This window comes from Mycobacterium sp. NGS59 (assembly GCF_059812345.1).
On the sequence record NZ_JCALCN010000016.1, the window covers coordinates 1 to 26779 of the forward strand.

Below are 26779 nucleotides of genomic sequence, written 5' to 3' on the forward strand. Positions count from 1 at the left end.
TTCGTGCCGAAATGAGGGGCTTTTGCGTCTGCTCAGCGGGGCGGTGCTCAGCCCAGGAAGATGTTGCGACGGCCGGCCAGCAGCCGGTACAGCGTCTGCTGGATGGTCTCACGCACCTGGTCGGTGAGCTCGAAGGTCACCATCGGGTCGTCGGCGTCGCTGGCGGCGTAGTCGGCGGTTGAAATCGGCTCGCCGAACGCGATACGCCACTTCGACGGCAGCGGCACCAGCCCCGCCGGCCCGGCCAGCGGGAACAACGGCGTCACCGGGAAATAGGGCAGACCGAACAGCCGCGCCAGCAGCTTCACGTCGGCCAGCATCGGGTAGATCTCTTCGGAGCCGACGATCGAGCACGGCACGATCGGGACCTTGGTGCGCAGTGCCGCCGAGACGAATCCGCCGCGGCCGAACCGTTGCAGCCGGTAGCGGTCCTCGAATTTCTTGCCCAGCCCTTTGTACCCCTCGGGGAACACCGCGGTGAGTTCGCCGGAGGCCAGCAGCCGGTGCGCGTCTGCCGTGCAGGCCATGGTGTGGCCGGCTTTGCGGGCGGTGGACCCGACGACCGGTAGGTCGAACACCATGTCGGCCGCCAGCAGCCGCAGATCGCGTTCGGCGGGATGCTCGTCGTGCACGGCCACCGACAGCATCAACCCGTCGAACGGCAACACCCCGGCGTGATTGGCCACTACGAGCGCGGCACCTTCGGCGGGGATGTTCTCGACCCCGCTGACTTCGACCCGGAACCACGATTGGAAGAAGAACCTCAGCAAAGGCCGCACGATCGCGTCGTTGAAGTGCGGATCGAACCCGAATTCGTCGACGCTGTAGTCGCCGGTCAGCCGCTGCCGGAAAAATCCGGCGACCGCGGCCACACGTTGCGCGACGTCGCTCAGTGGCGCCTCGCCGCCGGACGAACCCCCGCTAGCGCGGCGGTGCTCGTCGATTTCCCGGACGACGGCGGCGAGCTCTTCAGCGGACGCGCGATTACCGGGATCGGCAAGCAGCGAGGGATGTTGGTGCGAGGCGTCCGAGCGCTGATTGGCAACCCGGCGGCGTGCCGCTACCCGACCCCGATTGCTGTGCAGTGGAATAACATTCGCTCTGGATTCACCCGGCACGATTATCTATCCAAACCTATCTGACCCCGATGCGCGGAATTGGATTTCGGCTACCCCAGCGCTGCGCCACCGCTATGGCACGACCCTCCCAGGAGCGTACCCGATCCGGGTCGATTATGGGAGTCAAGCTGCGGCCGCGGACGTAGTCGTCGAACGCCTCCGCCGTCGACCATTTGGGCTGATAACCCAGCTCGGATCGCATCCGGGTGGTGTCCATCACGCGGCCGTAACTCAGGTAGGCGAATTGCTCACGATTGATCTCGGTATAACGGTTGGCCCGCCGCAACGAATCGAGTGCCCATACTCCAAAACTGGGCACTGGCAACGGAATTCGACCGGCGCGGCGAATGGCCTGAGACAGCATCATGATTCCCTCCGCACCGATGTTGAAGGTGCCGGCCTTGCCCGCCATCGCGGCGCGCTCGAGCGCACCCAGTGCGTCCTGCTCGTGCAGCAGCTGCAGCCGGGCGTCGCGGCCGAACATCGTCGGCACCAAAGGCCCTGCGAGATAACGCGACAGCGTGGTGTCCATCGCCGGGCCGATCATGTTTGCCAACCGCAGGATGGTCACCGCGATGTCGGGCCGGCGCCGCCCCAACCCGCGCGCGTAACCCTCGATGTCGAGGCTGTCCTTGGCAAACCCTTCGCGGAAGGGTCGCCGGCTGCTGCTGTCCTCGGTGAACATCACCGGGTCGTGCGGACTGGACCCGTACACCTCGGACGTCGACTTCAACACCACCCGCCGCACCGACGGCGCCTTCTGGCAGGCGGCGAACAGTTGCATCGCGCCCATCACGTTGAGTTCTTTGAGCGCCGCGCTGCCACCGGACCGCGGCGCGTATGACGCCGCCGCGGCATGCACCACCGTGTCAACGTCGCCGTTTCGGATCACCTTGGCGATGAAGGGATTTCGGATGTCGGCACGGACGAACTCGGCCCGGCCCATCCGGCGCAGCATGTCCTTGCTGGGCGCGATCGCGTCCACCGCGATGACCTGGTTGATCAACGGGTTCTGCACCAGGCGAGCCGTCAGGTAGCCGCCGAGAAACCGGCACGCACCGGTGACGAGTACGACCTTGGGGTAATGCACGGCCTCGCCGCCGGCTCCCCCGCCGTCCTTGCTCTTCGACGGATCCACCTCGACAGCCTAGCGACGCGCAGAGACGGGTGTGTTACGAACCAGTGACGGGCGGCGCGGGCAGAACTTACTTGCCAAGTTTTCTGCGCTGCACTCGGGTGCGACGTAGCAGCTTGCGGTGCTTCTTCTTCGACATACGCTTGCGCCGCTTCTTGATTACTGAACCCATGAACTCCGCTATCTGACCTGTACCGGCTTAATCAAATGACCGGGACACTTTACCCAACCGGACGCACGCAACGCCAAACGGTCGTCCAGGGACGCCGGGCTGCCGACCGGATTCGCGACGCGCGGGAATGTGTTGCGGTCGGATTCCGATCCCACGCCGGGCAGGGAGAGGCGCTCTGGCTGCTCGACGGCTTGGGTGTGAATCCTTGGCGTTGATTGTGAAACGAGGGCTTTCGGAGTGAGCCCAGGGCGGGAAAATCGGCGAGATCCCGCCCAGGCTTCACCCGCAAAGCCCAGACTTCACCCGCAAAGCCCAGGCTTCACCCGCAAAGCCCAGGATTCACGCTGAAAGCTCCGGCCGACCGGAACGCGACGAGCGGGGGTCAGCCCGCGTCGAAGTACGACGTCTCCAACATGTCGTGCACGGCTTTGGCATGCACGCGGAAGGAGCGTCCGACCCGAACCGCGGGCAACTCCCCGTTGTGCACCAACCGGTAGACCGTCATCTTCGACACCCGCATCAACGCCGCGACCTCGGCGACGGTGAGAAATTGCGTCCGGGACTGACCGGCGTCGGCCGAACCACCGTCCCGTGCCGCTTTACCTGCAGAATCCCGTGCCGACGGCCCGTTCGTAGACGTCATCGCAACCCAATCGTGTCAGGCCCGCGCAATGCCAGCGGCTTCCCCTCCGCTGGCACCCACACGCGCTTACAAAGAGGAGAATAGCGGGACTAGTGGGGTTACTGGTACTGGTGAGAGACAATCCGTTGAAAATTGCCGAATTATTCGGATGTAATTCGTAGCTGCTCAGAGCGGTTTTTGGCGGCCTGCACCGCGGCGTCGACGGCCACCCGGAATCCACCCCGTTCCAGTTCACGCAGGGCCGCGGCAGTGGTGCCGCCGGGCGAGGTGACCGAAGCCCGCAACTGTGCGGGTGCAGCGTTGATCCGTAGCCCGCCCGAGGCGCCGTCGGCCGGCCGGCGCTCCTCGTCCATCCGCTCCAACAACATCGCCGCCGCACCCGCCATTGTCTGCGTGGCGAGGTCGGTGGCCACCTGGCGGCTCAGACCGACGGCCACGCCCGCGTCCACCAGCGCTTCGACCAGCAGGAAGAAATAGGCCGGTCCCGATCCCGATACCGCCGTCACCGCGTCCAGGTGTTGTTCGGGCACCGTGAGGACGCCGCCGACGGCGTCGAACATCGTGGAAACGTCGTCGAGCTGTTGCGGCGTGACGAACCTGCCCTTGGCCAGCGCGGTGACCCCGGCACCGACGAGTGCCGCCGCGTTGGGCATGGCCCGGATCACCGGCGTACCGGCCGGCAGTTTGGACTCGAAGAAGGTGAGGCTGATGCCCGCGGCCACGGTGACGAACACCTGCTCGACGCTGTCGTTGTCGGCTGCGCCGACCGCCTCGGCCAGGGTGTCCACCACGGACTCGACATCGGCCGGCTTGACGGCGACCACGACGAACGAGGCGTTCTCCACCGCGTCGCTGACGGACGCCACCACCAGCACGCCGTAGTTCGTCGACAGATACTTGGCCCGCTCCGGCAAGCGTTCGGCCACCACCAGATCTTTGACCTGCCGGCCTGCCCGCAGCAGCCCGGACAGCAGTGCCTCGCCGATGTTGCCGCCGCCGATGATCGCGATTCTTGCCATGCCGCAAAGCATCGCAGACCGGCGGTCCGGATTACCCGGCAGGCACCATCGCAAGTTGCCGGGCCTGCACCACCAGGCGGCCCAGCTCGTCGACGACGATGTGGTCCTCGTCGAACCAGTCGTGTCCGATCTCCACGCAGGTGGCGATGATCCGCAGCCATCCATCCACCGGCACCGACCGCAGCAGGGCGGTCAGCTGGACGGTCGGCGCCCACCCGGTGCGGTCCACGGCGAACGTCACCGGCGCTGACAGATCTCCGCACATCAGCGCGAACAGCGCGTCGGGAGCAAGGTCTCGCGGTCGCGCCCACATCTGGATCATCGGCGGCCGCCCGTCCGGCGGCCGGTTTTCCGGAGAAGGCATCGTGGACATCACCGGCCGGATGTCGCAGCCGGCGCCCAGATGCACCAGACCGGCCAGCGGGTGACCCGGGCCGATCGGCGCCAGGTCGTCGGGCGGCTGCGGTGCCATCAGGTCCACGACCGGGTTGGCCGACAACAACGGCGCGGTCTCCCCCGGCAGATGATGCTCCGGCTCACCCAGCGTGACGACAGCGTGCACGGCGGTACGGTCGCCCTGCATGAGTTCGACGTCGGCCACGGTGATCCGGCGTCCCCGCTTGCGCAGCGAGGTGACCAGCCGCATCGGCCCGGGGTCGGGCGCGGACAGGAAATTCGCCGACACGGCGACCGGTTGCTGGGCACCGGTGCCGTAGGCGGTGCGTACGGCGTTGGCGCACAGCGCCACCATGACACCGCCGTGCACCTTGGGTCCGATGGTCCAGTGCTCGTTCAACGCGCCGTCGAAGACCAGGCACGCCGGGTCGTCCGTGTCGACTGGGCGCAGCGCCATCGCACTGCTGAACAAGGCGTCCGTCATCAGCGCAGCAGATGGGTTCGGGCGAACTGCAGCGACTCGAGCAGCATGGCCTCGCGCTCGGCGGCCGAACGCGCGCTCGAGGTGGACACTTCCAGCACGACGTGGCCGGCGAAACTGCTCGCGGCCAGCATCTGGCACACCTCGGCGGTCGGCTGGGTGCCCCGGCCGGGCACCAGGTGCTCGTCGGCGGGCAATCCGCTGCCGTCACACAGGTGCAGGTGCACCAATCCGGTCCCCATCCGTCGGGCCATCTCCAGCGAGTCGGTGCCCGCGGTGGAGGTGTGCGAGAGGTCCAGCGTGTAGTGCGCGTGGTCGCCGTCCAACGGGTCGTACGAGGGCGCGAACGCCGAGACCCCCAGGCCCGGCCCACCTCCGCGCCGGCGCATCCGTTCCCGGGTCTGGTCGAGCCCGAAGAAGCGGTCCGCGCGGAACGGAAACATGTTCTCCACTGCCACCAGCACGTCGCTGGCTTCCTCCAGGGCTTTGACCTGGTCACTGAAGCCTTCGGCGTAGCGACGTTGCCAACGGAACGGCGGGTGTACCACCACCGTCTGTGCGCCCAGCTGTTCGGCGGCCCGCACGCTGCGATCCAGTTTGACGATCGGGTTCGCGCCCCACACCCGCTGCGAGATGAGCAGACAGGGGGCGTGCACGGACAGCACCGGCATGTGGTAGCGCTTCGACAGCTTGCTGATGGCGTCGACGTCCTGGCTGACCGACTCGCTCCAGACCATCAGCTCGACCCCGTCGTAGCCGAGCCTGGCGGCATACTCGAACGCCGCCTCGGCCCGCAGCGGGTACACCGAGGCCGTCGACAAGCCGACTTTGATTGCTGGGCGCACAGTCTGTAGGGACGCCTAGCTCGTTTGCAGCAGGGCCATCGGTCCCAGGGTGATCAACGCACCCACGGCGACCGCGATCAGCGTGCTGGCAATGTCCTCGGTCTTGCGGACCACCCGGACGCCGACCACCAGACCGAGGATGACCAGCACCGAAAGCACCAGCGCGACGATGGGACTCCACCGCCACAGCTGGTCGAACGCGATGAACAATCCCCCGCCGAATGCGACCGCCAGGATCGACTGCAGCACCGTGAGCAGGCCGTGGCCCAGTGCGGCCATCTTGCCGCCCGCGCGTCGCGGCGCCGCCTCGTCGAGGTGGTCGAGGTCGCGTTCGTCGTCCAGTTCGACGGTGCGCTGCCCGCCGCGCCGGCGCGCGACCTCGTCGGCAATCGACTGGCCCCCGAACAGTGTCCCGTCCGACGCCTCGTCGGCGTCCGGGCCCTGCAGATACGAGCGCACGTACGCCGAGTCTTCGGCCACCGATTCGGCTTCCCGCACCTCGCTGTCCATCACGTCGACGGAAGCGTCGGTGTAATGCCCGACCGGGTCCGGGCTCATATGCTCCGCGCCCGAATGCTGCTCGACGTCGCTGGTGGCGGTATGACGCAACGGGCGAGGGTACTCGCTGCGCTGCGGGCCGGACTTGCGCCGCGTCACCGGATCCGACTTGGGCCAGCGCGGCTCGGGCTCGGACCAGTAGGGCGCGGAAGGCTCGGGTTCTACGGTGGTTTCCGGTTCGGCCCGGACCTCGGGTTCGACGACGGGCACGTCGCGGACTTCGGGTTCGGCCACGGGCACGTCGCGAACTTCGGGTTCGACCACGGGCACGTCGCGAACTGCGGGTTCGGCGCGCACGGCCGGGGCGACGGACGCGGTCTCCTCGCGGTGATCGTCCCGGATGACCGGAATCTCGCCGGTGAGCTCGGCGACGCTGATCGAATCGTCACCGCGACGGCGGCGACGCCGGCGGGTGGCCGTCGGGTTGGCGGTACTTCCGTTCCTGGCCAGCAGCTCGGCCACCGATATCTGCTTGGCGTCCTCCATGTCGGGTCCAGTCATGCTTTGCTGCCTCTCGACCGGTTGGACGCACTCCGATCAGCCACCTGGCTCCCGGCATCCCGCACCGAAGTCTGCACGAACGACGTTTCCATGAAGGCGGTTCCGTCGGCTTCGCTGTCGAGTTTGCGCAGGATGAGACCTTCCCGCAGCGCCCACGGGCAGATGTCCACCGCTTCTATCGACAGGGCTCGCATGCTTGCCTCCGCCACCAGCGCACCCGCCACGATCTGCGGGGCACGCTCGGCGCTGACTCCTTCCAGTTCTGCTCGGTCGGCGGCTGTCATCCTAGAGATGAAAGATATGAGTTGTCTGAGGCCGTTGGCGGTGAGCGTGCGTTTCGCCCGCGGTCCGGCCGCCGACGGGGCCGCGCCGGTGAGGCGAGCCAACGACCGGAACGTCTTCGACGTCGCGACCGCGAGATCGGGCGCCCCGGCTTCGAGCAGGGTGGCGCTGGCGTCGGCGAGTTCGGCGTCCAGCCAGTCGCGCAGCATCGCCACCCGGCGCCGGCCCGGCGGATCGTCGGGCAACCACTCGCGGGTCAACCGTCCGGCGCCCAGCGGCAACGACAACGCGACCTCGGGTTCCTCGTCCACGCCGCTGGACACCTCCAGCGAGCCGCCGCCGATGTCGAGGTTGATGATGCGCCCGGCGCTCCAGCCGAACCAGCGGCGCACCGCCAGGAAGGTCAACCGCGACTCGTCCACCCCGCGCAACACCTGCAACTCGACGCCGGCCTCTTTGCGCACCCGAGCCAGCACGTCGTCGGAATTCTCGGCGTCCCGAACCGCGGAGGTGGCGAAGGCCATCAACTCCGCGCAGCCGGAGCTGACCGCGATCTTGGCGAACTCGTCGACCGTGGAGATCAGCTTGTCGGCGCCGCGCTTGGTGATCTTGCCCGAACTGTCGGTGGCCTCGGCCAGGCGCAGGGTGGCCTTGGTCGAGCTCATCGGAGCCGGACACCCGCCCCGGTGAGCATCGACCACCAGTAGATGGACGGTGTTGCTCCCCACGTCCAGCACGCCCAATCGCACAGAACAAAACTAGCCGGGCTCACCGGGCACGCGTCCCGCGACCCGTGATGCGCACCGCCGGGCCGAGCCGGCGCCCGTCGCGAAAACGTGGACTAACGTTGCACCCGTGGCCAACTCGCTGCCCGGACAAGAGGTCGAACAGGATTTCGCCCGTGAGTGGGTGGAGTTCTACGACCCCGACGACCCCGAGCACCTGATCGCGGCCGACCTGACCTGGTTGCTGTCGCGCTGGACGTGCGTGTTCGGCACGCCGGCCTGCCGGGGCACGGTAGCCGGCCGACCCGACGACGGGTGTTGCTCGCACGGCGCGTTCCTGTCCGACGACGACGACCGCGCCCGCCTGGACGACGCGGTCAAGTTGCTGACCGACAAGGACTGGCAGTTCCGCGATAAGGGCCTGGGCCGCAAGGGGTACCTGGAACTCGACGAACACGAGGGCGAACCCCAGTACCGCACCCGAAAGCACAAGGACGCGTGCGTGTTCCTGAACCGGCCCGGTTTCCCCGGGGGCGTGGGCTGCGCCCTGCACAGCAAGGCCCTGAAACTGGGTGTCCCGCCCCTGACGATGAAGCCCGACGTGTGCTGGCAGTTACCGATCCGGCGCAGCCAGGAGTGGGTGACCCGGCCCGACGGCACCGAGATCCTCAAGACGTTCCTCACCGAGTACGACCGGCGCGGCTGGGGCTCTGGCGGTGCGGACCTGCACTGGTACTGCACCGGCGATCCGGCCGCCCATGTCGGCGCCACGCAGGTGTGGCAGAGCCTGGCCGACGAACTGACCGAACTTCTCGGCGCGAAGGCCTATGCGGAGTTGGCCGCAATGTGCAAGCGCCGCAGCCAATTAGGTCTGATCGCGGTGCATCCGGCGACGCGGGCCGCCGAGTAGCTAGCGGCTCTTGGTGTAGGCCAGCACCATTCGCAGCGCGCTGGCGTTCAGATAGGCCTCCACGCTCGCGGCCGCCGACGCCGCGTCGTGCGCCAGCACCGCCTCGGTGATCGCCCGCAGGTCGGCGACCACCGGCTCCGCGTCGTCGTAGGCGCCGGTGAGTTCGTGTTCACGGCCACCGAAAGCCTGTTCCACCCACCGATACAGCAAGCCCAGGGCGCGGTTTCGGGTGCTGTGGATCAGCACGTGAAAGTAGGCGAGATCGGCGGCCTGGCGGGCCGCGGCGGTGTCCGCCTCCTGAACCGCGGCCAGCGCGCGCCCCAGTTCTTCGGTGTCCGCCGGCGTGCTGCGCTGTGCCGCCAACGTGCCGATCAACGGACCCAACGCCGCCCGGATCTCAAGCAGCTCGACGAGGAACTCCGGGCCCAGCTTGCGCACCAGGGCCTCGACCACCGCCGGATGGGTCAGGCCTTCGGGGTCGCGAACCACGCTGCCGCTGCCGTGGCGGACTTCGATCAGACCCATCTGCTGCAGGCGAGCCAGCCCCTGACGCAGTGAGGTGCGATTCACACCGAGCTGATCAGCGAGTTCGCGCTCGGGCGGCAGCGTCGAGCCGGGCGGAAAAGCGCCGTCGAGGATGGCGTCGGCGATCGACGCAGCGATCTGTTCGTCGACTCGCTGACGGTCTGGAGGGGGTATCGGACTTGACTGGTTCATTGGCTCAACCAATTATAGAGGAAGGAGGTGCTGAAGTGGACGACGAAACGCGGTTGGCCGCGACGCCGCGCTGGCGGGGCAAGTCGGGACGGTTGGAGGTCTGGTACGCCACCCTCTCCGACCCCGTCACCCGCGCCGGTCTATGGGTGCACTGCGAGACCGTAGCCCCGACGTCGGGCGCGCCTTACGCGCACGGCTGGGCGACGTGGTTCCCGCCCGACGGTTCGCCGCGGACCGAGCGCTTCGGCCCCGAACCGGTCGACCCCGCCGACGGTGAGCACTGGTTCGCCGCCGCCGGAGCGCTGGTCGGACCCGGGCAGATGACCGGACGCGCGGGCTCACTCGCCTGGGACCTGTCCTGGAAGGACGCCGGCGCGCCGCTGTGGACCTTTCCGCGCGTCGCCTGGGAGCGCGAACTGCTGCCCGGCGCCCAGGTCGTGCTCGCTCCGACCGCCGATTTCGCCGGTTCGGTCAGCATCGACGGCCACACCCAGTCCGTCGACCGTTGGCGCGGCAACGTGGCGCACATCTACGGGCACGGCAACGCCAAGCGCTGGGGCTGGATTCATGCCGACCTCGGCGACGGCGATGTACTCGAGGCCGTCACCGCGGTGTCACACAAGGCCGGCCTGCGCCGCCTGGCGCCGCTGGCCTTTGTCCGCTTCCGAATAGACGGAAAAGATTGGCCCGCAAGCGTTTTGCCGGCGCTGCGGATGCGCACGAGGCTCGGTCCGCGGCACTGGCAGCTGGAGGGCCGTATCGGCGGACGCGAGGTATTGATTCGGGTCGACCAGCCCCCCGAGCGCTGCGTGAGCCTGCAATACACCGACCCCGACGGCGGCACCTGCGTGTGCACCAACACCGAACAAGCCGACATCCACGTCGAACTCGGCGACCGGCGGTGGTCGGTGCTCGGCACCGGACATGCCGAGGTCGGTTTGCGTGGCGATCAGGCTCCCCCGGTCAATGAAAGGACCCCGCAATGAGTTTCGCTCTCGACCCGCCGTTGCTGTTCGCCTCCGGAGTGCTGATCGAGCGCCGCTTCCCGCCCGAGCGACGCGACGTCCTGGAGGCCGCCGTGCTCGGCGTGTTCTTCGCCGGTTCGTTCGGCCTGTACAACAACGTGCCCGGGCTGGGTTTCCTGTGGCGACCGTTCCGCGCGGCGAACGGACGCGACTTCATGTGGAACAGCGGGGCTTTCGACATGGACACCGAGAAACTGGACTGGCCGGCGCACGCCGCCGCCGGGGGTATCTTCGCGACCTACCCGTTCTTCCTGAAGCTGGGCCGCGCGCTCGGGCGCCGCAAGTGAGCCGGCTGGCCGATCGCGCTACCGCCTCGTTCGGCACCGCGCTGCTGCCCGAGGAACACGGCGGCCCGTCGTCCGCACAGTTCACCGCACGCGTCGACCGGTACCTGTCACGGCTGCCGGCCACCTCCCGGCTGGCGGTGCGCGCCGGGTTGGTCTCGATGGCCGCGGCGAGCTACCTGACCACCGGACGGTCCCTGACGCGCCTCGGTCCCGCCGACCGCGAGCGGGTGTTGCGGCGCATCGCCGCGCTCAGCACCGAGGCCGGCGCGGCCGTCGAGGGCATGAAGGTGATCGGGTTGCTGGCCAACGGCGCTGATACCTTTGCCCACGAACTGTTTTCGCGTGCCCAGGCTGACGAGGTGGTACGTCCGGACGCGGCCCTGGACGTCACCCCGTCGGCCGAGAGCGCGTCCGTCGTCACCGCCGACGTGGTCGTGGTCGGCTCCGGGGCGGGCGGGGCGATGGCGGCCCGCACCCTGGCCCGGGCCGGCCTGGAAGTCGTGGTGCTCGAGGAGGGACGACGCTGGACGGTCGAGGAGTTCCGCACCAGCCACCCGATCGACCGGTATGCCGGGCTGTACCGCGGCGCCGGCGCCACCGTCGCGCTGGGACGGCCGACGGTGGTGCTGCCGATGGGCCGGGCGGTCGGCGGCACCACCGTGGTCAACTCCGGCACCTGCTTCCGGCCCCCGGATGCCGTGCAGCGACGCTGGCGTGACGAATTCGGCCTGAGCCTGGCCGATCCGGACCGGTTGAGCGGCTACCTCGACGACGTCGAACGCACCCTGCAGGTCGCGCCGGCGCCGCGTGACGTGATGGGCCGCAACGGCAACCTGTTGCTCCAGGCCGCCGATTCGCTGGGCTGGCAGGCGGCACCCATCGCGCGCAATGCGCCGGGTTGCGAGGGATGCTGCCAGTGTGCGATCGGCTGCCCGCACAACGCAAAGTTCGGCGTGCACCTCAACGCGCTGCCGCAGGCGTGCGCGGCAGGGGGGCGCATCATCTCCGAGGCGCGGGTCGAACGGGTGCTCCATGAGCACGGACGTGCCCGCGGCGTACGGGCCCGCCGGCCCGACGGCACCGCGATCGACGTCCTGGCAGCCGCCGTCGTCGTCGCGGCGGGTGCGACCGAGACGCCGATGTTGTTGCGGCGCAGCGCTCTTGGCAGACACCCGCGGCTGGGCCGCAACCTGGCGCTGCATCCGGCGACGTTGCTGGCCGGACGGTTCGAGGAGGATGTGTACGCCTGGCGCGGCGTGCTGCAGAGTGCGGCCGTGCACGAATTCCACGAGTCCCACGGCGTGTTGATCGAGGCCACCGCCACCCCGCCCGGCATGGGTTCGATCATCTTCCCGGGTTACGGTGCCGAGCTGCTGCACTGGTTGGACCGGGCCCCCCAGATCGCCACCTTCGGCGCGATGGTGGCCGACGAGGGCGTCGGCTCGGTGCTGTCGGTCAGGGATGAGACGGTGGTGCGCTACGACATCGCCCGGCACGATGTCGCGAAACTGCGGGTCGCGTTGGGAGCCATCTGCCGGCTGCTGTTCGCCGCCGGCGCGGTCGAAGTGCTCACCGGGTTGCCCGGCGCGATGACGGTGAAGTCCGAGACGGAACTGCGCGACGTGCTGGCCAGAACCGACCCGAAAAGCCTGCACCTGTCCGCATTCCACCCGACCGGGACCGCTGCGGCCGGCGCCGACGAGCAGATCTGTCCCGTCGATCCGGCCGGCCGACTGCGTGGCATAGCCGGCGTCTGGGTTGCCGACGCCTCCATCCTGCCCAGCTGTCCCGAGGTCAACCCGCAGCTGTCCATCATGGCGATGGCGTTGGCGGTGGCCGATCAGATACTCGCCTGACGACACCCGATCCCGGCGCGCAGGAGTTCGCCCGGGCTACCCTTCGAGCTTGTAGCCCAGCCCCCGCACGGTCACCAAGTGCACCGGGTTGGCCGGGTCGGCCTCGATCTTGGACCGCAGCCGCTTGACGTGGACGTCGAGCGTCTTGGTGTCGCCGACATAGTCCGCGCCCCAGACCCGGTCGATCAACTGACCGCGGGTCAGCACCCGTCCGCTGTTGCGCATCAGGTATTCCAGCAGATCGAATTCCTTGAGCGGCAACGTGATTGCTTCGCCGTTCACCGAGACGACGTGCCGTTCGACGTCCATGCGGACCGGGCCGGACTCCAGCACCCCGTCGCTGATCTCGGAGTCGTCGTCGCCGCCGCGGCGCAGTACCGCCCGGATCCGGGCGATCAACTCACGCGCGGAGTAGGGCTTGGTGACGTAGTCGTCGGCGCCGAGCTCGAGGCCGACCACCTTGTCGATCTCGCTGTCCCGCGCGGTCACCATGATCACCGGGACGCCGGAGCGGGCGCGCAGCTGCTTGCACACATCGGTACCCGACATGCCCGGCAGCATCAGATCCAGCAGCACGATGTCGGCGCCGGACCGGTCGAACTCGGCCAGCGCGGAGGGACCGTCGTTGACCACCGTGGCCTCGAAGCCCTCTTTGCGCAACAGAAACGCCAGCGGATCGGCGAGCGATTCCTCGTCTTCGACGATCAAAACGCTTGTCATCGACTCAGCTCTTCCTCTCGTTGTGACCTGCCGGGCCTCAAGTCCCGGCTGAGCGATTGCTCGGTTTGTGCCTCGTCCTGCGCCGCCGGCGGGCCCTGCGCTGCCACGGACCCGGAGGCCGGGATGGACAGCGTGAACGTCGATCCGGTCCCCGGCTTGCTCCAGACGCCGATGCTGCCACCGTGGTTGGCCGCGACGTGCTTGACGATCGCCAACCCCAGTCCACTGCCGCCGGTGGCGCGCGAACGCGCTTTGTCGCCGCGGAAGAACCGCTCGAAGACACGCTCCTGGTCTTCCAGGGCGATCCCGATGCCCCGGTCGGTGACCGCTATCTCGACGTAGTCGCCACGCCTGCGGCGGCTGATCGACACCAACGACCCGCGCGGCGAATAGGCGATCGCGTTGGACACCAGGTTGGCCAGCGCGGTCACCAGCAGCGTCTGGTCGCCCAGCACCTGCAGCCCGCTGGGCGCGTCGGTGCGGACGTCGATGGCGGCGTTCTCGGCTGCCACCTTGTGCCGCGAAATCGCCTCGGAGACAACGGCGTCGATGTCGACGTCGGTCTCGTTCGTCAGGCGCTCGGCACCTTGCAGCCGGGAGAGTTCGATCAGTTCGGCGACCATGTCGCCGAGCCGGTTGGCCTCGATGAGCACCTTCTCGGCGAACCTGCGGACCGTTTCGGTGTCGTCGGCCGAAGCCAGCAACGCCTCGGCGAGCAGCGTCATGGCACCGACCGGAGTCTTGAGCTCGTGGCTGACGTTGGCCACGAAGTCGCGCCGGGTCGCTTCCATCCGGGCGTAGTCGGACTGATCCAGCACGAACACCACGGCGAACCTGCGGTCCTGTTCGCTGAGCAGCCTGGCGTGTCCATGTACGCACAGCCCGGACTTGCCGCCCGAGCGCTTGTCCGTGGACAGGTCGAACTCGACGTCGTCACCGGCCAGTGCCTGCTTGGCGGCCTTCCAGGCTTCGTCGTCGAGCTGGCGGTCACGCACCAGGCCCAGCTCCATGGCCCGGTCGTTGAGGTAGACGACGTCACGGTGGGTGTCGACCACCGCGGCGCCCATCGGCATCAACGCCACGATGCGTTGCAGCATCTGTGCGACGGTGATGCCGGTCCACTCGGTGGTTTGTCGGCGGGGTTGCCCCATACGCCGTGACAGCCGGACTCCCGCTGCCACACCTACGGCCAGCGCCAGCCCGGACAAGACCCCGGCCAGCAACAGTGCCGAGAACACAGTCACAGCTCAAATCCTACAAATTCCGGTGAACGCCGCCCTAGCGGAGCGCGGCGAAAATCGCACAAGTCACACGCCGCGTCACAGGTGTTCCGCTCGCGTTCACGCGACGTTCAGCAAGCGGCCCACGACCGGCCGAATTCAGCCTTTTGCGGCGCCCTGCCCGGCCACCGCCGCGGCCCCGGCCTCGGCGGCTTCGGGGTCCAGATAGGTGCCCCCCGCGACCGTCGGCCGCAGGTCGGCGTCCAGGTCGTAGCGCAGCGGGATGCCGGTCGGGATGTTCAGTCCGACGACGTCCTCGTCGGACATGTCGTCCAGGTACTTGACCAGCGCCCGCAGCGAGTTGCCGTGCGCGGCGATCAGCACCGTCTTGCCGGTCCGCAGGTCGGGGACGATGACGTCGGTGAAGTACGGCAGGAACCGGGCCACCACGTCGGCCAGGCATTCGGTGAGGGGTCCGCCGCCGATGTTGGCGTAGCGCGGGTCGGCGTCCTGGCTGAACTCGCTGCCCTTCTCGATCTCCGGCGGAGGGGTGTCATAGCTGCGCCGCCAGGCCATGAACTGCTCTTCGCCGTACTTCTCTTTCGTCTTGGCCTTGTCCAGACCCTGCAGCGCCCCGTAATGGCGTTCGTTGAGCCGCCAGGTGCGGTGCACCGGGATCCAGAGCCGGTCCGCGGCGTCCAGCGCGAGGTTCGCGGTGTTGATGGCGCGCCGCAGCAGCGAGGTGTAGAGCACGTCGGGCAGCAGGTCTTGTTCGGCCAGCAGTTCGCCGCCGCGCACTGCCTCGGCTTCGCCCTTCTCGGTCAGCCCGACGTCCACCCAGCCGGTGAAGAGGTTCTTGGCGTTCCATTCGCTCTCGCCGTGACGCAACAGCACCAGCGTGGCAGTGTCTCCCATGGAAGAAGAGTCTCTCACGCGCTCAGACCTGCGCGTCATCCTCGTCGTCTATCAGGTGCGCAAACGCCTCGAGGTTCTTCAGCGACTCCCCGCGCGACACCCGCCACTCCCATTCCTTCTGGATCGACGAGCGAAAACCCAACTCCAGCAACGTGTTGAAGTCCGAATCCACCGCCTCCAGCACCTGTCCGAGCACCCGGTCGATCTCGTCGGCGTCCACCGCAGTCAGCGCCATCCGGCCGACCAGATAGATGTCGCCGACGTTGTCCAGCGTGTAGGCCACCCCGTACAGGCGGCGGTTGCGTTTGAGCAGAAAGCGGTAGACGCCCTCGTGGTTCTCGTCGGGCTGGCGGCACACGAACGCCTCGACGCGCACCGAATGCTCGCCGATGCTCAGGATCGTGTTGGTCTTGAGCCTGCGCTCGCCGGGCAGTTCCACGATGATGCCCGGCAGCCCGCCGCGCGCACCGGCGTGTTTCGAATAGTTCAGGCCGCTGGCTTGCAGCGTGTCCTCGATCAGCCGCTCGACACTCACGCGCCCACCCCGCGCCGGGCCGTCCAGCGCCGCGGCCTGCGCTTGGCGACATCCCTGTTCATCAGGTCACGCACCCGCCGCTGGCGCTCGGCATCGAAGCCTTCGATGGCGCGCCGGTAACTGGCGAGCAGCGCGTCGGTGGTGTTCTCCCAGGAGAAGGTGGCCGCGTGCTGGGCCGCGGCGCGGCTCATCGCCCAACCCTGCGGTCCGGCACCGACCCGCAACAGGTGGCCGATGGCCTCGGCCCACCGGCCGACCTCGTGACCGGAGACCAGGGTGCCGGTGATCCCGTCGCGCACCGCCACCGGCAACCCACCGACCGCGGCGGCCACCACCGGGGTGCCGCAGGCTTGCGCTTCTACCGCGACCAACCCGAACGATTCCGAATAACTCGGCACCGCAACAAGATCCGCGGCGTGGAACAACCTGGCCAGCTCCGAGCGGGACTGCGGCGGCAGGAACGTCACGCGGGCTGCGATGCCCAGATCCCGGGCCAGGTGCGCCAGCCCGTCCGGAGAGGCCAGGCCACTGCCCGACGGTCCGCCGGCGACGACGATGCGCACCCCGGGCAGCCGCGCCGCCGCACGCAACACGATGTCGGGCGCCTTGAGCGGCTGGATGCGTCCGACGAAGGCCACCACCGGCTCGTCTGGATCGAACCCGAGCGCGGCGCGGGCCGCCGCACGGTCCCCCGGCCGGAACACGTCCAGGTCGACACCGGGATGTACCACGTCGATCCGCGCGGGGTCGGCGTGGTGTAACGAAATCAGTTGGCGCGCTTCGTCATCGGTGTTGACGATGAGGCGGTCCGCCTCGTCGACGACCTGTTGTTCCCCGACCGTGCGCAGCGGCGGTTCGGCGGTGTCACCGTCGGCCAGCGCGGCGTTCTTGACCGCGGCCAGGGTGTGCGCGGTGTGCACCAGCGGCACCGCCCAGCGGTCCCGGGCCAGCCAGCCGACCTGACCGGACAACCAGTAGTGCGAATGCACGATGTCGTAGTAGCCGGGTTCGTGCGCGGCCTCGGCGCGCAGTACCCCGGCGGCGAACGCGCACAGCTGGGTGGGCAGGTCGTACTTGTCCAGGCCCTCGAACGGCCCGGCCACCACATTGCGCACCAGCACCCCGGGCTCCACCCGCACGGTCGGCGGGTCGGCGGACGCGGTGGCCCGGGTGAAGATCTCCACCTCGATGCCGCGACGGGCCAGGTGCAGGGCACTTTGCAGCACGTAGACGTTCATGCCGCCGGCGTCACCGGTACCGGGCTGCGCCAACGGCGAGGTGTGTACCGCTAACAGGGCAACTCGGCGCGGGTCTTCGCCTGCATAACGCACACTGTCATGTTTACAGGGCGCACGCAGACCGCGGGCCGGACCCTACTTGGCCAGGACTTCGGGTTCGGCGTCCGACAACCGCTCGGCCAGCGCCCCGGACCTGCGCATGGCCCCCAGCGGATCGGTGTAGAGCCCGTCCAGCGAGACGATGCCGGCCCCGGCCTCCTGCACCCGGTTGCCGAACGCCGTGACGCGCAGGTCGCGGGGCGTGAGCACCGAGCGCCCGACGAAGGCCTGCTCCACCCGCTCCATCCCTTCCGGGTACTCGGTGAACGCCTGGCCGCCGACCACCACTTCGTCGGGATTGAGCAGGTCGCGCAGCAGCGCGACGGCCTCGCCGAGCACCTTGGCCCGCTCCACCAGCAGCTCCCTGGCCTGCTGGTTTCCCGCACGCGCCACCTTCAGCAGATCGGCCATCGCGGCGGTGGACGCGCCGGTGCGATTCGTCGGGGCCACCCCGGGCAGGATCCGCAGCCGGCGCGCGGCCGCCAGCACCGCCTCGTCGCTGACGGTGGACTCCAGCTGACCCGAGCCGCCCAGCAACTCCGACTGCACCGGCAGCGGCGCGATGGTGCCCGGACCGCTGGTCGGGCAGTGCACCCGGCCGCCGATCACCAGCGCATAGCCCACCGTCTCGCGCGCATACACATACAGACTGGTCGAGGAGTTCGGAGCGAACCGTCGCATGCCCAACAGCAGTTCGGCGCCCGCCATCGCATCCACGTGCGATGCCACCGAAACCGGCAGTCCCAGCGCATCGGCCAGCACCGGCCCCACCGGGGCCTGCCGCCAGCCCAGCCGCGGGTGGTCGACCAGGCCGCTGGCGTTGTCGACAGTGCCGCCGATCGCCACACCGACCCACAACGCCCGGCGGCGGTGCCAGCGCCGTAAGTAGCGACTTGCGCTGTGCGCCAACGACGTCAGGGCGGACCCCGCGGCGTTGAGCGGGGTGGGGGTCTCGACCGTGTCGAGCGTCCGGCCGAACAGGTCGGTCGCCACGATGCTGGTGGTCCGGGCGCCGATGTGGATGCCCAACGTGACGAACGGTTCGTGGTTGACCTCCACCGGCACCCGGGGGCGCCCGATCGCCCCGGACACCGCGAGGTCGGCGCGCTCCCGCAGCAAACCCGCGTCCAGCAAAGCGATGACCTGACGGTTCACCGTGGCGATGCTGAGCGAGGTGACGTTGGCGATGACGTCGCGGCCGACCGGTCCGCGCAACCGCACGGCCCGGAAAACCGACGCCGCCGCGGAGTCGGACAGGTGCAGTGCCGGCGGCACCACCTGCCGGTAGGACCGAGGCGGTCCGCTCGCGCCCGGCAGACGACCGCGGCTACGGGAATGGTGGGTGAAAGTAGTCGAGTGCACTGGCAGTCCTTGTCCGAGTTCTGATGGCCGGGTCCCTGGCCACACCCGCGACTTGCGTCAGTTCAGGCGCGGCAAATTGCGCGACAACAACACGAGCCCGCGTAGAGACACGCGGTCGTCGTGTGGAACAAGGCGCTTTGGTGCACACCGAAAACCTAGCACTGTTTATTAAAGTTGTCGCAATGACGGTTCCGGACGCGCAGAAACGAATCGCGGTGATTACCGGCGCCAGTTCCGGGATCGGCGAAGCCACCACCAGAACACTTGCGGCACAAGGGTTTCACGTGGTTCCGGTGGCGCGCCGGGCGGAACGGGTGCACGCGCTGGCAGCCGAACTCGGCGGTACCGCGGTTGTGGCAGACGTCACAGCCGAGCACGACGTCGCCGCGCTGGCCGGATCGTTGGACCGCGTCGACGTGCTGGTCAACAACGCCGGAGGGGCAAAAGGGCTGGCACCGGTCGCCGAGGCCGACCTGGAGCATTGGCGGTGGATGTGGGAGACCAACGTGCTTGGCACGTTGCGGGTCACCCGCGCCCTGCTGCCCAAACTGATCGCGTCCGGCGACGGGCTGGTCGTCACCGTGACTTCCATTGCCGCACTTGAGATTTACGACGGCGGCGCCGGCTACACGGCCGCCAAGCACGCGCAGGGAGCGCTGCACCGCACGTTGCGCGGGGAGCTGCTGGGCAAGCCGGTGCGGCTCACCGAGATAGCTCCGGGCGCGGTCGAGACGGAGTTCTCGCTAGTGCGATTCGACGGCGATCAGCAGCGCGCCGAGGCCGTCTACGCCGGCATGACGCCGCTGACGGCAGCCGACGTCGCCGACGTGATCGGGTTCGTGGCCTCGCGGCCCCCGCACGTCAACCTGGACCAGATCGTCATCCGACCCCGCGACCAGGCCAGTGCGACCCGCCGGTTCAACCACCTGGCCCAGTAGTGGTGGTCGTCGGCGTGCCGGACAGGCTCGGCGCCGTGGACGGGGTGGCCGGAGCGGTGACCGGGATCTGCGTGCCCGGCGGACGCGCCGCCGGCGGCGGCAACGCCGACATACCCACCCAGGTGTCCCAGTCCACCGCCCAGTCCCAGATGTCGCCGTCGGCGTAGGACAACTGGATCGAGCTGCCGGTCACCTCGACCGGGTCGCCGTACATCGCCGTCGGGAAGTATTCGGCGGCATCCGAGGTCGACAGGTTGATGCACCCGTTGGTGACGTTGCTGTTGCCCTGCGCGCCCGCGCTCATCGGGTTGGCGTGGATGAACTCGCCGTTGTTGGAGATCCGCACCGCCCAACGCTCGTGCACGTTGCTGTAACCGGCGGCCGGGTTGGACATGTAGAAGTCGGCGTACTTCTCGGTGACCACGTGAATGCCGTTGCGGGTGACGTTGCGCGCCTTGTCGGCTTCGCCGTAGCTGCACGGGAAGTCCATGATCACGCCCGCGTCGGTGACGACCTGGATGCGGTGCGAGGAGACCTCGGCCTTGACCACCTGGCGGCGCCCGATATTGATGTTCAACGAGAAGTCCTGCGCGCCGTAAGCGCCGTCACCGAACGGCACGCCGTACAACTTCGCCTCGACGTTCACCGTGGTGCCCGCCGGGTAGTACTCGCGCGGACGGTAGTGCACCCGGGCGCCCTTGGCCTCGTCGGGCAACCACGCCCAGCTGCCCTGCACCGGCGGGTTGGTGGTGACGGTGAGAGCCCGCTCGACGGCGGCCTTGTCGCTGATCGGCGCGTCGAATTGGATGATGACCGGCGCCGCGATGCCGACGGTCTGCCCGTCGGCCAGCTGGAATCCGCCGTCGATCTTCTTCTTCGGCGTCACCGTGGTGAACTTGCCCGTCACCGGGACCGCTTTGCCGTCGTGGCCGACCGCCGACCCGTTCCAGGTGTACGTGCTGTCGTAGCCCAGCGGCTCGGTGGTCATGAAGACGGTGCGGTCGGAGTTGAACGTGCCGGCCACCGGCTTGCCGGCCGAATTCGTCAGCGCGACCCGCTGGAACCATCCGTCGCTGACCGCGACGCTGATCGGCGCGACCGGCACCACGTCCTGGGCGGATTGCCCGTCCAGGACGGGTTGGAAGTTCAGCCGAGGGGCCGGCGGCGGCTTGCTCTCGGACTGCTGGGCGACTTTGCCGCCGCACGCGGCCAGTACGCTGGGCGCCAGCACGCCGAGCCCGAGGGCCGTCAAAGCCATGCGCCGGTTGATCGGCGGAGGCGCGCTGGGGTTGCTCACGACAACTAAAGATACCGGGCGAAACACGTTCGGCCCCCATCGCAAAGACGCGCGCCAGGGGCTTGCGGATGAAACTAGCAGCTACAAAACGCAACCGACCAGGACAGGTTCCGGTTTCAGTGTGATACCAAACACATCACGAACCCCATCTCTCACAGCGCGGGCGACTACCATCACGTCCTCGGCAGTGGCGGTGCCCCGGTTGGTCAGAGCCAGCGCGTGCTTGGTGGAGAGCCGGCACGGGGCGTCCTCATTCGGATAGCCCTTGCCGAACCCGGCTCGTTCCACCAGCCAGCCGGCTGCCAGTTTGACGCCGTCCGTCGCCGGATAGTGCGGCACCGGTACGCCGGCCGCGGCGGCCAGTCGCTCGTAGTCGGCCGGGCTCACCACCGGGTTGGTGAAGAACGATCCCACACTCCAGGTGTCGTGGTCGGCCGCGTCGAGCACCATTCCCTTCCGCGCCCGCAACGCCAGCACCGCCGCCCGGACAGTCTCGGGGTCCCCGCGCTCACCGCTCTGAGCTCCCAGCGCGGCGGTCAGCTCCCCGTAGCGCAGCGGCGCACTGCGCCCCGACGGATCCAACGCGAATTCCACTTCCAGCACCACGGCCGGCAGGTCCAGCCCGTCCGCCCGTTTCAGGATGCTGGTGCGGTAGCCGAACCCCAGCTCCTCGGCGGGCGCCCAGCGCACCTCGCCGCTGCGCCGATCCAGCAACCGGACCCGGGTGAGGGTGTCGGAGACCTCTACGCCGTAGGCCCCGACGTTCTGCACCGGAGTGGCTCCCGCCGAACCCGGAATGCCCGACAGGCATTCCAAACCGCCCAAGCCGGCCTCGATGGACCGGCGCACCACGTCGTCCCACACCGCGCCTGCTTCCGCGCGCACAAGGTTGCCGTCGACGACCACGCCGTCGTTGGCCAGGCGCACCACCGTCAGGTCCGCAACGGAGTCCCCGAGCACCAGGTTGGACCCGCCAGCAAACACCAGCACCGGAGCGTTCTTCGCGTTGTGGTCGTCGGAGTCCAGTTTGCGCAACACCGCGATCACCTGATCGCTGCTCTCGCAAGTAATTACGCGCTGCGCTACGGGCCCAACCCGCAATGTGGTGTACGGCGCCAACGGCACCGATTCGGTGACGCGCGCACCGGCAAATAGCGAACCCACCACGGGCGGTAACGGTAGCGTGAACAAATATGCCGCGCTCATTCGACATGTCGGCTGTCTACCAGGGCAGCGTCGAGGAAGTTCACCGGGCGTTCCACGAGGAGCAGTACTGGCTGGCGCGGCTGGACGAGACCCCGGTCGACGTCGCCACGCTGGAAGAGATGCGCCTGGGTGAGGCCGAGGACAGCATCTCGGTGGTGACCCTGCAGCGGGTCTATCGGCAGAATCTTCCGGCCCTGGTCACCCAGCTGCACCGCGGCGATCTGTGCGTCCGGCGGGAGGAGAGCTGGGGACCGGTCGAGGACGGCATCGCGACCGCGTCCATCCGCAGTTCGCTGGTGGATGCGCCGGTCAGCCTGTGGGGTACCGCTGTGCTCTCGCCCGACGCCGAGACCGGCGGTTCCCGGATGGCCGCGAACGTCACCATCCAGGTGCGTGTTCCGTTGATCGGCGGCAAGCTGGAGCATCTGATCGGCACGCAGTTGCGCGAGCTGATGATCCTGGAACAACGCTTCACCACCGAGTGGATCGCGAACAACGTCTGAGCCCACCTCCCTAAGCTGAGACTCATGCGGATCGCACTGGCCCAGATTCTCAGCGGTACCGACCCGACGCAGAACTTGGAGCTGGTGCGCGACTACACCGGCCGGGCGGCCGCGGCGGGCGCGAAGCTGGTGGTGTTCCCGGAGGCGACCATGTGCCGATTCGGTGTCTCGCTCAAACCCGTCGCGCAGGACCTGGACGGGCCGTGGGCCGAGGGCGTCCGGCGAATCGCGGCCGAGGCGGGCATCACCGTCGTCGCAGGCATGTTCGCTCCGTCCGGTGACGGCAGGGTGACCAACACGCTGATCGCCGCCGGACCGGACACCGACGCCCGCTACGACAAGATCCACCTCTACGACGCGTTCGGCTTCACCGAATCCCGTACCGTCGCACCGGGATCCGACCCGGTGGTGGTCACCGTCGACGGTGTCGGGGTCGGTTTGACGACCTGCTACGACGTCCGGTTCCCCGCGCTCTACACCGAACTCGCCGACCGCGGTGCCCAGCTGATCGTGGTGTGCGCGTCCTGGGGTTCGGGTCCGGGCAAACTCGAGCAGTGGACGCTGCTGTCCCGGGCGCGGGCCGTGGACTCGACGTGTTTCATCGCCGCGGCCGGCCAGGCGGACCCGGGTGATGCGGTGGACGGGTCGGGGGCACCCACCGGAGTAGGGGGCAGCCTGGTGGCGTCCCCGTTCGGCGAGGTGATCGCCTCGGCCGGAGCCGACCCGCAACTGGTGGTCGCCGACATCGACCTCGACCTGGTGGCCGCGGCCCGGGACAAGATCGCTGTCCTGCGAAACCGGGCAACATTTCAGCAGCCCGATAGGGCAGAATCACGGGGGTGACGACTCCGCAGGGACCACGGAAAGACGGCCCATCGGGTTGGGCGCGACCTGGCGATCAGGGTCCGCTCGGCCGCCCCCCGGCATCCGACCCCTACGGCGCCAGACCGAACCCGGGCGACCCCCGCGGCGGACGGGGACAGCAACCGCAGCCGCCCCCCTCGTCACAACCGACCGAGAATTTCGCGTTGGGCAACGCGAACACCCGCCGGCCCAACCAGCCGCCGCCGCCAGGCCCGGCTGCAAGCAAAACGACTCCGCTGGCCACGCCCGCCGACACGCAGGGCGAGGTCAAGAAAAAGAAGCGCTCATTTCGCGACCCGCTGTCGATCGTGCTGGTCCTGATCATCGTCCTGGCGATCGTCATCGCCGGGCTGATCGGCGTCGAGCTGTTCATCCGGAACAAGGCCAACAACAAAATCGCGGCCGCGACGGCGTGCAAGGTCAAGGACGAGGCGACGGCGTCGTTCGGGGTGACGCCGCTGGTGACGTGGCAGGTGATCACCGACCACTACACCAACATCAATATCGAGACGGCCGGCAACCAGATCAAAGACGCCAAGGGCATGAAGCTGCAGCTCAGCATCAAAGACGTCAAACTCAACAACACGGCCGACTCCAAAGGCACGATCGGCGCGATCGACGCGACGATCACCTGGACGGCCGACGGCATCAAGCAGACCGTGCAGAACGCGATTCCCGTGGTGGGCGAATTCGTCACCCGAAGTGTGACCACGCATCCGGCCGACAAGACCGTCGAACTCAAAGGCACCCTCAACGACATCGTCGCCAAGCCGACGGTGTCCAACGGGGGACTGAAGCTGGAGATCATCAGCTTCAACGCGCTGGGCTTCAAGTTGCCCAAGGAGTCGGTGCAGTCCTCGCTCGACGAATACACGTCGGACCTGACCACGAAGCTCCCGCTGGGTATCAAAGCGGACAGTGTCGACGTCACCGACAGCGACGTGGTGGTTCACTTCTCCTCACGCAACGCCACGATTCCCGCCGGCGAGACCGATCCCTGCTTCGCCGATCTGTGAGTTAGCGCAGACCGTCCAGCACCGCCCGGGTACCGGACAGCCCCAGCCGGGTGGCGCCGGCGTCGAGCATCGCGATCGCGTCGCCGGTGGTGCGGATGCCGCCGCTGGCCTTGACGCCCAGCCGGCCGCCGACCGTCGCGGCCATCACCTCCACCGCACGCACCGTCGCGCCGCCCGCCGGGTGAAACCCGGTGGACGTCTTGACGAAGTCGGCGCCGGCCTGGCGCGCGGCGCGGCAGACCTCGCTCAACGTCTGCTCGCCTGCCCGGTCGAGCAGCACGGCCGACTCCACGATCACCTTGAGCACCGCACCATCCGTCGCGGCGCGCACCGTCGCGATGTCCGAGCGCACCGCGTCGAAGTCACCGGTCAGCGCGGCGCCGACGTCGATGACCATGTCGATCTCGGTGGCGCCGGCGGCGACGGCCGCGGCTGCTTCCTGCGCCTTGACCTCGGGCAGATGCTTGCCCGACGGAAAGCCGGCGACGGCGGCGACCCGCACCCCGCCGGCGGCCAGGGCGGTCGGCACCATCGGCGGTGACACGCAGACCGCGTAGACGCCGAGTTCGGCGCCCTCGGCGACCAGCGCGGTCACCTCGGCGGGGGTGGCTTCCGGTTTGAGCAGCGTGTGGTCGACGAGTGCGGCCAGCTGGCGGCGAGTGAGTTGGTCGGGCACTAGAACGGCTCCTCCCGGCCGCCCGGGTTGCAGGCGGACGCGACCATTCCGGCGTCGTCTACGACGGGCCGCCACGGTTCCAGGTTCCAGCTGGTCTTGCCGGGTTGGGCGAGTTCGGCGAATTGCCAGTGGCAGACGAATTGTGCCCGCATGCCGGGGGTGTCAGCCTCCGGCGACCGGGCCAGCACCTCCGCCCAGGCCGCGTCGGCCGCCGCGGCGGTTCCCTGTTCCCGGGCGACGGCGCGGGCCGTCGGGGTCGGGTAGACCCGCAAGCTCGGCCCTGCACCCCAGGAAACCCATTCGGTGTGGTCGACGTACGCCGGGTCGGCAGCCGCGGGCACCGCCCCCAGCAACGACAGCAGCGCCGCCGCCGGCGCACAGATCAGCGGCTTCATTCGCTAGCGGGACTTGCCCTGCACCTCAAGCAACCTGGGCCGCACGTCGACCAAGTACACGCCGGTTGCCACTGCCGTGATCGCAAGTGCCATCACGCCCAGCACGCCGTACAGAAGTACCGAGAGCGCCAGCGCGCCCGCCAAGATTGCCAGCCAAACAGGCTTGGTTTGCTTGTCTGCTGCCATGTACGCGTCCGACCGTTGGAGCGAAGCGTTGACCAATGCGTAGACCGTCGTCACGACGACGGCGATCCACAAGACCCACATGACCGTACCGACAACTTGCACGCCCACCACCCTATGCGGGACGCCGCAGAAACGTCGACTCCGAGCCGCTGACGGACAGCGACTCGGAGTCGAGTTAGTGAGGCTACTTCTGGGTGACCTTCTTGGCCGGAGCCTTCTTGGCGGGCGCCTTCTTGGCCGCAGCGGCCTTCTTGGCGGGAGCCTTCTTGGCAGCCGGAGCCGGCGCGGCCTTCTTGGCCGGAGCGGCAGCGGCCTCGGCCTTCTTGGGCAGCTCGATGCCGACCAGCTTGGCGGCGCGCTCGCCGACCGCGCGGGTCTGCGAGGCAACGGTGCCCAGGGCTTCCTGGGTCAGCTCGACGGCCTGGTCCACGTAGCCCTCGGCGCGAGCGGAGGCGTCCTCGAACGCCGACTGGCTGCGCAGCCGCTGCAGGGCGGACTCGCCGCGCTCCACCAGCTCGTTGTAGCGGGAGGTGGCGGCCTCGAGGTAGCCCTCGGCGGCCTTGCGCAGCTCCTCGGTGGTGAAGCGCTCGCGCAGCTCACCGATCTGCTCGGGCAGGTCCTCGCGCAGGTTGGTCAGGCGAGCGCGGCTCTCCTCGACCCGGCTGCGGGTGTCGGTGCGGGTCTCCTCGGCGCGCTCACGCAGGTTGCTGCGGGTCTCCTCGGCGCGGTCGCGCAGGTTGGCGAGCAGGTCGTTGACCGTGGCGAGGGCCAGGTCGGCAGCACCGAGCGCGGCAAGCAGCGGGGCGCGGAGATCTTCGATGTTGTTGGTGTTCTCAGCCATTGGTTGTTCCTTTCATTGATTTCGATATCGGGGTTATTTCTCACGGTGTGGAAGTAGGCGCAAGAGGCGGCTCCTGGGGGGCGGAGTTGTCAAGACCC

The 26779-nt window shown here is 68.6% G+C and carries 30 protein-coding genes; 8 read left to right on the forward strand and 22 right to left on the reverse strand.

The annotated features are described in order from the left end of the window. Positions 1-47: 47 nt before the first annotated feature. The 9 genes from AC5Y46_RS17330 to AC5Y46_RS17370 all read right to left on the reverse strand — a co-directional run bounded on the left by AC5Y46_RS17330 (position 48) and on the right by AC5Y46_RS17370 (position 7899). Positions 48-1118, reverse strand: a complete 1071-nt coding sequence (locus tag AC5Y46_RS17330) for a lysophospholipid acyltransferase family protein (protein WP_499944759.1) — start codon at positions 1116-1118, stop codon at positions 48-50. A 16-nt stretch (positions 1119-1134) separates the two neighbouring features. Continuing rightward, positions 1135-2256 (reverse strand): SDR family oxidoreductase, encoded by a 1122-nt coding sequence (locus AC5Y46_RS17335; RefSeq protein WP_499944758.1) that lies wholly within the window; start codon positions 2254-2256, stop codon positions 1135-1137. 67 nt (positions 2257-2323) lie between these two features. Beyond that, entirely contained in the window at positions 2324-2425 is a 102-nt protein-coding gene (locus tag AC5Y46_RS17340; RefSeq protein ID WP_003402602.1) for a 30S ribosomal protein bS22, read from the reverse strand. Between the two features lie 382 nt (positions 2426-2807). Further along, entirely contained in the window at positions 2808-3068 is a 261-nt protein-coding gene (locus AC5Y46_RS17345; RefSeq protein ID WP_499944757.1) for a cell division/environmental response transcriptional regulator, read from the reverse strand. Between the two features lie 140 nt (positions 3069-3208). Then, positions 3209-4087, reverse strand: a complete 879-nt coding sequence (proC, locus tag AC5Y46_RS17350; protein WP_499992369.1) for a pyrroline-5-carboxylate reductase — start codon at positions 4085-4087, stop codon at positions 3209-3211. Between the two features lie 31 nt (positions 4088-4118). Further along, positions 4119-4967, reverse strand: a complete 849-nt coding sequence (locus AC5Y46_RS17355; protein WP_499992370.1) for a thioesterase family protein — start codon at positions 4965-4967, stop codon at positions 4119-4121. After that, the gene (locus AC5Y46_RS17360; RefSeq protein ID WP_499992371.1) at positions 4967-5809 is read right to left on the reverse strand and encodes a sugar phosphate isomerase/epimerase family protein; all 843 of its coding nucleotides are present in this window, start codon (positions 5807-5809) and stop codon (positions 4967-4969) included. The genes AC5Y46_RS17355 and AC5Y46_RS17360 overlap by 1 nt, the downstream gene beginning before the upstream one ends. Before the next feature lie 15 nt (positions 5810-5824). Continuing rightward, positions 5825-6868: an Rv0497 family membrane protein gene (locus AC5Y46_RS17365; protein ID WP_499992372.1), complete on the reverse strand. Its 1044-nt coding sequence runs from the start codon at positions 6866-6868 to the stop codon at positions 5825-5827. After that, positions 6865-7899: a Ppx/GppA family phosphatase gene (locus AC5Y46_RS17370; protein ID WP_499944751.1), complete on the reverse strand. Its 1035-nt coding sequence runs from the start codon at positions 7897-7899 to the stop codon at positions 6865-6867. Before AC5Y46_RS17370 ends, AC5Y46_RS17365 begins: the two co-directional genes overlap by 4 nt. 106 nt (positions 7900-8005) lie before the next feature. Here AC5Y46_RS17370 and AC5Y46_RS17375 point away from each other — a divergent pair, with 106 nt between their 5' ends. Continuing rightward, a complete protein-coding gene (locus tag AC5Y46_RS17375; protein WP_499992373.1) occupies positions 8006-8785 on the forward strand; it encodes a DUF3109 family protein in 780 nt (259 codons plus the stop codon). Here the strand turns inward: AC5Y46_RS17375 and AC5Y46_RS17380 are convergent, their stop codons facing one another. Beyond that, on the reverse strand, positions 8786-9502 hold the full coding sequence (locus tag AC5Y46_RS17380) for a FadR/GntR family transcriptional regulator (protein WP_499992374.1): 717 nt from the start codon (positions 9500-9502) through the stop codon (positions 8786-8788). Positions 9503-9537: 35 nt separating this feature from the next. Here AC5Y46_RS17380 and AC5Y46_RS17385 point away from each other — a divergent pair, with 35 nt between their 5' ends. Genes AC5Y46_RS17385 through AC5Y46_RS17395 form a run of 3 tightly spaced genes read left to right on the forward strand, consistent with a single transcriptional unit; the run spans position 9538 to position 12670 of the window. Next, positions 9538-10488, forward strand: a complete 951-nt coding sequence (locus AC5Y46_RS17385) for a tocopherol cyclase family protein (RefSeq protein WP_499992375.1) — start codon at positions 9538-9540, stop codon at positions 10486-10488. Beyond that, on the forward strand, positions 10485-10814 hold the full coding sequence (locus AC5Y46_RS17390; RefSeq protein WP_499992376.1) for a hypothetical protein: 330 nt from the start codon (positions 10485-10487) through the stop codon (positions 10812-10814). The genes AC5Y46_RS17385 and AC5Y46_RS17390 overlap by 4 nt, the downstream gene beginning before the upstream one ends. Then, positions 10811-12670, forward strand: a complete 1860-nt coding sequence (locus AC5Y46_RS17395) for a GMC family oxidoreductase (RefSeq protein WP_499992377.1) — start codon at positions 10811-10813, stop codon at positions 12668-12670. Before AC5Y46_RS17390 ends, AC5Y46_RS17395 begins: the two co-directional genes overlap by 4 nt. A 36-nt stretch (positions 12671-12706) precedes the next feature. Here AC5Y46_RS17395 and regX read toward each other — a convergent pair whose 3' ends face one another. The 6 genes from regX to AC5Y46_RS17425 all read right to left on the reverse strand — a co-directional run bounded on the left by regX (position 12707) and on the right by AC5Y46_RS17425 (position 18759). Continuing rightward, complete coding sequence (regX, locus tag AC5Y46_RS17400) at positions 12707-13390, reverse strand: two-component sensory transduction protein RegX (protein ID WP_499944745.1); 684 nt, start codon at positions 13388-13390, stop codon at positions 12707-12709. Continuing rightward, entirely contained in the window at positions 13387-14634 is a 1248-nt protein-coding gene (locus AC5Y46_RS17405) for a sensor histidine kinase (RefSeq protein ID WP_499992378.1), read from the reverse strand. Before AC5Y46_RS17405 ends, regX begins: the two co-directional genes overlap by 4 nt. Before the next feature lie 135 nt (positions 14635-14769). Then, entirely contained in the window at positions 14770-15525 is a 756-nt protein-coding gene (locus AC5Y46_RS17410; protein WP_499944743.1) for a phosphoglyceromutase, read from the reverse strand. Between the two features lie 22 nt (positions 15526-15547). After that, complete coding sequence (locus AC5Y46_RS17415) at positions 15548-16060, reverse strand: type III secretion system chaperone family protein (protein ID WP_499992379.1); 513 nt, start codon at positions 16058-16060, stop codon at positions 15548-15550. Then, positions 16057-17391 (reverse strand): D-inositol-3-phosphate glycosyltransferase, encoded by a 1335-nt coding sequence (gene mshA, locus AC5Y46_RS17420; RefSeq protein WP_499992380.1) that lies wholly within the window; start codon positions 17389-17391, stop codon positions 16057-16059. Before mshA ends, AC5Y46_RS17415 begins: the two co-directional genes overlap by 4 nt. A 42-nt stretch (positions 17392-17433) precedes the next feature. After that, a complete protein-coding gene (locus tag AC5Y46_RS17425) occupies positions 17434-18759 on the reverse strand; it encodes an ROK family protein (RefSeq protein WP_499992381.1) in 1326 nt (441 codons plus the stop codon). Between the two features lie 182 nt (positions 18760-18941). On the opposite strand from AC5Y46_RS17425, the gene AC5Y46_RS17430 reads away from it, so the two are divergent. Next, on the forward strand, positions 18942-19697 hold the full coding sequence (locus tag AC5Y46_RS17430; protein WP_499992382.1) for an SDR family NAD(P)-dependent oxidoreductase: 756 nt from the start codon (positions 18942-18944) through the stop codon (positions 19695-19697). Here the strand turns inward: AC5Y46_RS17430 and AC5Y46_RS17435 are convergent. Together AC5Y46_RS17435 and AC5Y46_RS17440 are read right to left on the reverse strand one after the other, a co-directional pair. Further along, positions 19678-20955: a L,D-transpeptidase gene (locus AC5Y46_RS17435; protein ID WP_499944784.1), complete on the reverse strand. Its 1278-nt coding sequence runs from the start codon at positions 20953-20955 to the stop codon at positions 19678-19680. The two genes, AC5Y46_RS17430 and AC5Y46_RS17435, sit on opposite strands and share 20 nt — an antisense overlap. A 120-nt stretch (positions 20956-21075) precedes the next feature. Continuing rightward, positions 21076-22161, reverse strand: a complete 1086-nt coding sequence (locus AC5Y46_RS17440; protein WP_499992383.1) for a UDP-N-acetylmuramate dehydrogenase — start codon at positions 22159-22161, stop codon at positions 21076-21078. A gap of 26 nt (positions 22162-22187) precedes the next feature. On the opposite strand from AC5Y46_RS17440, the gene AC5Y46_RS17445 reads away from it, so the two are divergent. The 3 genes from AC5Y46_RS17445 to AC5Y46_RS17455 are packed head-to-tail and all read left to right on the forward strand — an operon-like array spanning position 22188 to position 24583. Then, the gene (locus tag AC5Y46_RS17445) at positions 22188-22703 is read left to right on the forward strand and encodes a DUF2505 domain-containing protein (RefSeq protein ID WP_499944737.1); all 516 of its coding nucleotides are present in this window, start codon (positions 22188-22190) and stop codon (positions 22701-22703) included. Positions 22704-22727: 24 nt separating this feature from the next. Further along, entirely contained in the window at positions 22728-23546 is an 819-nt protein-coding gene (locus AC5Y46_RS17450) for a carbon-nitrogen hydrolase family protein (RefSeq protein WP_499992384.1), read from the forward strand. After that, positions 23543-24583: an LmeA family phospholipid-binding protein gene (locus AC5Y46_RS17455; RefSeq protein ID WP_499944735.1), complete on the forward strand. Its 1041-nt coding sequence runs from the start codon at positions 23543-23545 to the stop codon at positions 24581-24583. The genes AC5Y46_RS17450 and AC5Y46_RS17455 overlap by 4 nt, the downstream gene beginning before the upstream one ends. A 1-nt stretch (position 24584) precedes the next feature. Here AC5Y46_RS17455 and deoC read toward each other — a convergent pair whose 3' ends face one another. From deoC to AC5Y46_RS17475, 4 genes are all read right to left on the reverse strand, one after another. Then, on the reverse strand, positions 24585-25259 hold the full coding sequence (gene deoC / locus AC5Y46_RS17460; protein WP_499944734.1) for a deoxyribose-phosphate aldolase: 675 nt from the start codon (positions 25257-25259) through the stop codon (positions 24585-24587). Continuing rightward, positions 25259-25654: a DUF2599 domain-containing protein gene (locus tag AC5Y46_RS17465; RefSeq protein WP_499992385.1), complete on the reverse strand. Its 396-nt coding sequence runs from the start codon at positions 25652-25654 to the stop codon at positions 25259-25261. The genes deoC and AC5Y46_RS17465 overlap by 1 nt, the downstream gene beginning before the upstream one ends. A 3-nt stretch (positions 25655-25657) precedes the next feature. Next, a complete protein-coding gene (locus AC5Y46_RS17470; protein WP_499944732.1) occupies positions 25658-25942 on the reverse strand; it encodes a DUF2516 family protein in 285 nt (94 codons plus the stop codon). Between the two features lie 82 nt (positions 25943-26024). Beyond that, on the reverse strand, positions 26025-26681 hold the full coding sequence (locus tag AC5Y46_RS17475; RefSeq protein WP_499992386.1) for a heparin-binding hemagglutinin: 657 nt from the start codon (positions 26679-26681) through the stop codon (positions 26025-26027). Positions 26682-26779: the final 98 nt, after the last annotated feature.